Genomic DNA, 5213 nt, shown 5'->3' on the forward strand with positions numbered 1-5213 from the left:
GGGGCCGCCCTCCGGAGGGCGGCCCCTGTGCGCTTGCGGGCTGGCTGAAAAGACTTTCGGCCCGGACTACCGCTTGACGAAGGCGTGGGTGCGCCCGATCGGCACGAACCCCCGCCGGCCGTACCAGTGCTGCGGCCAGTCCTCGGCGTCGGCGAGCAGGAAGAGCCGGTGGCAGCCCGCCGCGGCCGCCCGGGCCAGCGCGGTGGCCAGCAGCCGGTCGGCGTGGCCCTGCCGGGCGTACCGCGCGGCGGTGGCCACGTCCTCCAGCTGGGCCAGGCCGCGCGCCGGGTCCAGGTAGAGGTCGCCCCACCCGGCCACCGCACCGTCCGCGCCGCGCACCGCGAGGAACTCCACCTGCGCCGCACCCCGCCGACGCCGACTCCGCCGATCGGTCAACTGGCGTCGCACCTCGGCCAGTTCGTCTCCGGGCAGCCACTGCTCCTGGTACCGGAGCAGCGCCGGACGCAGCTCGGGCAGGCCCACCGGCACGGCCGGCTCGGCGGGCGGCACCGCGTCGTCGGTGGACCGGGCCAGCACCACCTCGGTCTCCCGGCGGTAGCCCGCCGCCCGCAGGGCCGGCGCAGCGGCCTCGCCGAACGCCTCGTCCAGCACGGTGATCCGGTACGTCCGGCGGTCCCCGAGCACCCGCGCGGCCAGCGCCGGCAGCTCCGCCGGATCCCCCGGCACCCCGTCCAGCAGCAGCTGGTTGTGCTCCTGCGAGCTCGGGAAGTCCGGGTCGGCGACCACCGCACCGCCCGGGACCGGCACCGTCACGATGGCCTGGGCGCGGGCGAAGGCGGCGCGGAACGCGGCGGTCTGGTCGATGAGTTCGGTCATGCCGCCATGCTGGTCCCGCACCCCTGCCCGGACAATCGGATTTCGACTAGGGTGCGGCCCATGATCCCCGCCCCCGTGCGCGTCGCCAACGAGGCCCTGGCCTTCCTGCTGGAGCTGGTCACCCTGGGCCTGCTGGCCTGGTGGGGCTTCACCCTCGGCCACTCGCTCCCGCTGCACCTGCTGCTGGGCCTGGGCCTGCCGCTGCTGGCCGCCGTGGTCTGGGGCCGGTACGCGGCGCCGCGGGCGACGGTGCGGCTGCCGATGCCGGCGGTGCTGGGGGTCAAGGCGGTGGTCTTCGCCGCCGGCGCGGCGGCGCTGGGCGCCCGGACCGGCCCGGGCTGGGGCCTGGGCTTCGCGCTGCTCTGCCTGGCCAACACCGCGCTGGCCACCCGCTACCGGTCCGCCCTGGCCGCCGCCCGCGCCGAGCGGCCCTGAACCGCCCTCAGTCCACCGGGAGCCGGGCCACCAGCAGCCGGCCCTCCATGGTCACCCCGCCGTCCATCGCCACCGCCAGCTCGTCGGCGTAGATGTACGGGCCGGGGACGTAGGGCCGCTCCCCGCTGTCGTTGTTCGCCTCGCCGGTGAGGTACGGGATCGGGCTGTGCCCGTGCACCACCCGGTGCCCGCCGTAGCTGGCCAGCAGCTCGCCGGCCGCCATCGGCCCGCCCGCACCGCGGAAGGCGAACCGCTTGGTGAAGCGGCGGAACGCGTCCCACCACTCGTCCGCGCCCTCGTCGGCGAGCAGGGTGTGCACCGCGTCGTTGACCTCGGCGATCGAGGCGCCGAACTCCAGGTAGGCCGTGGTGTCGGAGTGCAGCAGCAGGTGGCCGTCCTCCAGCGCGATCGCCGGCAGCCGCTTCAGCCAGCTGATGTGGTGTCCCTGCAGCCGCTCCAGGTCGTGCTGCTGGCCGCCGTTGAGCAGCCAGGCGGCACGGAACGAGGCGGTGCCGGCGGTGGACTGCACCGGCTCGTCGCCGTACCGGTGCGCGCCCAGGAAGAGCAGCTCGTGATTGCCCATCAGGGCCCGGCAGTAGCCGCCCGCCGCGGCCGCCTCGGCGGCCAGCTGCATCACCAGGTCGATCACCCCGATGCCGTCCGGGCCGCGGTCGGTGAAGTCGCCCAGGAACCAGAGCCGGGACCGGCCGGCCGACCAGTGGCCCTCTGCGTCCACCAGGCCCTGCTGGTGCAGCGCGTGCAGCAGCTCGTCCAGGTAGCCGTGCACGTCGCCGACCACGTAGAGCGGGCCGACCGGCTCGGGGTCGGCGGCCGGCTGCGGGAAGCCGGCCGCGTACAGGTCGTCCTCGCTGATCGGCGGGCCCAGCTCGATGGTCGGCGGGTCCTCGGCGACCGGCTCCCGGGGCTCGGGCGCCTGGAAGACCGGGAAGCCGGAGGGCGCCGGGAGCCCGGCCACCGGCCAGTGCTGCTCCAGGTAGCGCGCGCCGCCGTACCCGCTGTAGGTGGCGTCCGGGCCGCCGGGCAGCCCCGTCGGCTCGCCCGGCTCGGCCGTCGAACCCGGGTACTCCTGGGGGTGGTTGGGCTCGAAGTACGAGCCGTACGGCAGCACGTCGAGGTCCTGCTGCGGGTGGCGGCCTGCGTGGTGCGGGTCAGGCCCGGGGTAGCGGTCCTCGGGTGTCATCCGCCCATCATAGGAAGACCACTCTCCCCTAGTCCTCACCCGGTGGGTATCCAATCCGTGCCGATGCTGCCGAGAGCGGTCCGGGGCTGGTTCAGACCTCACCGGGTGCCCGGGGCGGGCTGACGGTGGTTCGGGGACTGCGACGCTGCGAGGAGGCCCGCACGATCAGCTCGGTCGGCATCAGGGTGCCCGGCGGCGGGCCGTTGCCGGCGGTGCGGAACCGGGGCGGGAAGAGCCGGGCGCCGGCGGTCGGCGTGTCCGGGGTCAGACCGGTGCCGGAGTCCACCCCCTCGATCGCGTCGATCAGCAGGTTGACCACGGTGGTGCCGATCCGGCGCGGCTTGAGCGACAGGGTGGTGATCGGCGGCTCGGTGCCGGCGTAGACGTCGGACTCGCTGCAGCAGACCAGCAGCAGGTCGTCCGGCACCCGCAGGCCGTAGCGGCGGGCGGCGGCCAGCAGGTCGGTGCCGTTCGGGTCGAACAGCCCGTAGACCGCGTCCGGCCGGTCCGGGCGGGCCAGCAGCCGGTCGGCGGCCACCGCGCCGGCCGCGGGGTCGTGGGCCGGGTAGGCCTCGTACACCGGCTCCTGGCCGACCCGGGTGCACCAGTCGAGGTAGGCCTCGGTGGAGAGCCGGGTGTAGGTGTCGGTGCTGGTCCCGGTGAGCAGGCCGATCCGGCGGGCGCCGGCCTCGCTGAGGTGGTCGAGGATGCCGAGCACGGCGGCCTCGTGGTCGTTGTCCACCCAGGCGGTGACCGGGCAGTTGCCCGGTTTGCCGTCGCTCACCACCGGGACCCCGGACCGGTACAGCTCGCTGACCAGCGGGTCCTGGTCGGCCGGGTCGATCACCACGGTGCCGTCCAGCGCCACGTTGCTCCACACGTCGTGCCGGGAGGAGGCCGGCAGCACCACCAGCGCGTAGCCGCGGCCGAGCGCCGCGCTGGTGGCGGCCCGGGCCATCTCGGCGAAGTAGGCGAACTCGGTGAAGGTGAAGGGCTCCTCGCCGTAGGTGGTGACGGTCAGTCCGATCAGCCCGGACCGGCCGGTGCGCAGCGTGCGGGCGGCGGCGGACGGTCGGTAGCCGAGGCGCTCGGCTACTTCGCGCACTCGGCTGCGGGTTTCGTCGGGCAGGCGCCCCTTGCCGTTCAGGGCGTCGGAGACGGTGGTGATGGACACTCCGGCGGCTGCTGCCACATCCCGGATGCCGGCCCGCTCCAGACGTCGTGAGGTGGTGGTGGGTCGCCGACCGCTCTGGTTGGCTGCTGCTGTCATGGCGCACCGATCGTATGGTGCGTCAGCTGGTGGTTGAACCACGTCGTCCCCCGCCTCGGCAGAACCGTTTCTTCACGCTCCCATCGTGACGACCCCCTTGGATCGGGGGTCTGATTTCGGCCGATTACCTCTGACATGTGCCATTGGAACGAGGGACAATGGCTGATCCGCAGCGGTGACCAGGCCGAACATCTCACCCGCACGGGTGAGCGCGCTCGGTATCGTTCTGGGCACCCGACCGGGGACAGGATGCCCCGTGCGCGACCAGCGCGCGCACGAGCGCGAGGGCGCGAACGGGGCGCGAAACGGTTCCTGGCGCGCCCCCACCGGGCCGGCCCGAACCGACGACTTAGGAGTGCACCACATGAGCGGTACGGCAGCCCAGGGCCCGCGACTGCGGGCCAGCCTGGACGGCATCCCCACCTACAAGCCCGGCAAGCCGGCCGGCGCCGACTCCTTCAAGCTGTCCTCCAACGAGAACCCGTACGAGCCGCTGCCGGGCGTGCTGGAGGCCGCCGTGGCCGCCGCGGGCTCCTTCAACCGCTACCCGGACCTGGCCGCCGTGGAGCTGACCGAGGAGCTGGCCCGCCGCTTCGAGGTGCCCGCCGAGCACGTGGCACTGGGCACCGGCTCGGTCTCGGTCGCGCAGTCCCTGGTGCTCTCCGCCGCCGGCCCGGGCGACGAGGTGATCTTCGCCTGGCGCTCCTTCGAGGCCTACCCGATCATCACCCAGATCGCCGGCGCCACCCCCGTCCCGGTCCCGCTCACCGCCGACGAGGCGCACGACCTGGACGCGATGCTGGCCGCGATCACCCCGCGGACCCGGCTGATCCTCGTCTGCAACCCGAACAACCCGACCGGGGTCGCGATCCACCGCGCCGAGCTGGAGCGCTTCCTGGACGCGGTGCCCGGCGACATCCTGGTCGTGGTGGACGAGGCCTACCGCGAGTTCCTGCGCGACGAGCAGGTGCCGGACGGCGTCGAGCTCTACCGCTCGCGGCCGAACGTGTGCGTGCTGCGCACCTTCTCCAAGGCCTACGGCCTGGCCGGCCTGCGGGTCGGCTTCGCGATCGCGCACGAGCCGGTGGCCACCGCCCTGCGCAAGACCGCGATCCCGTTCGGCGTCAGCCAGCTCGCCCAGGACGCGGCGGTCGCCTCGCTGCGCGCCGAGGACGCGCTGCTGGTCCGGGTGCAGGCCCTGGTGGAGGAGCGGACCCGGGTCGCCGAGGCGCTGCGCGCCCAGGGCTGGCCGCTGGTGGAGTCGCAGGCCAACTTCGTCTGGCTGCGGCTGGGCGAGCGGACCGTGGACTTCGCCGCGGCGGCCGCGGCGGCCGGGGTGGTCGTCCGCCCGTTCCCCGGCGAGGGCGTCCGGGTGACCATCGGCGAGACCGCGGGCAACGACATCTTCCTCACCGTCGCCGAGGCCTTCCGCGCGGAGCTCTGAGCGGCTCGCGGCGGGGGTGCCGGGGC

General features: G+C 74.4%; 5 protein-coding genes. 2 read left to right on the top strand and 3 right to left on the bottom strand.

The window, feature by feature from the left end:
* Window positions 1–66: 66 nt before the first annotated feature.
* A complete protein-coding gene (locus tag ACFW1A_RS38275) occupies window positions 67–837 on the bottom strand; it encodes a GNAT family N-acetyltransferase (protein ID WP_380417894.1) in 771 nt (256 codons plus the stop codon).
* Between the two features lie 60 nt (window positions 838–897).
* Here ACFW1A_RS38275 and ACFW1A_RS38280 point away from each other — a divergent pair, with 60 nt between their 5' ends.
* Window positions 898–1272 (top strand): DUF2568 domain-containing protein, encoded by a 375-nt coding sequence (locus tag ACFW1A_RS38280; protein ID WP_380417896.1) that lies wholly within the window; start codon window positions 898–900, stop codon window positions 1270–1272.
* Between the two features lie 7 nt (window positions 1273–1279).
* On the opposite strand, the gene ACFW1A_RS38285 is transcribed toward ACFW1A_RS38280, so the two are convergent.
* Window positions 1280–2473, bottom strand: coding sequence for a metallophosphoesterase (locus tag ACFW1A_RS38285; protein WP_380417898.1), 1194 nt, complete (start codon window positions 2471–2473; stop codon window positions 1280–1282).
* A gap of 91 nt (window positions 2474–2564) precedes the next feature.
* The gene (locus ACFW1A_RS38290; protein ID WP_380417900.1) at window positions 2565–3743 is read right to left on the bottom strand and encodes a LacI family DNA-binding transcriptional regulator; all 1179 of its coding nucleotides are present in this window, start codon (window positions 3741–3743) and stop codon (window positions 2565–2567) included.
* Window positions 3744–4107: 364 nt separating this feature from the next.
* Here ACFW1A_RS38290 and hisC point away from each other — a divergent pair, with 364 nt between their 5' ends.
* The gene (gene hisC / locus ACFW1A_RS38295; protein WP_380417902.1) at window positions 4108–5187 is read left to right on the top strand and encodes a histidinol-phosphate transaminase; all 1080 of its coding nucleotides are present in this window, start codon (window positions 4108–4110) and stop codon (window positions 5185–5187) included.
* The last annotated feature ends 26 nt before the right edge of the window (window positions 5188–5213 follow it).

Origin of the sequence: Kitasatospora sp. NPDC058965, from assembly GCF_042741245.1 — a bacterium.
GTDB lineage: Bacteria > Actinomycetota > Actinomycetes > Streptomycetales > Streptomycetaceae > Kitasatospora.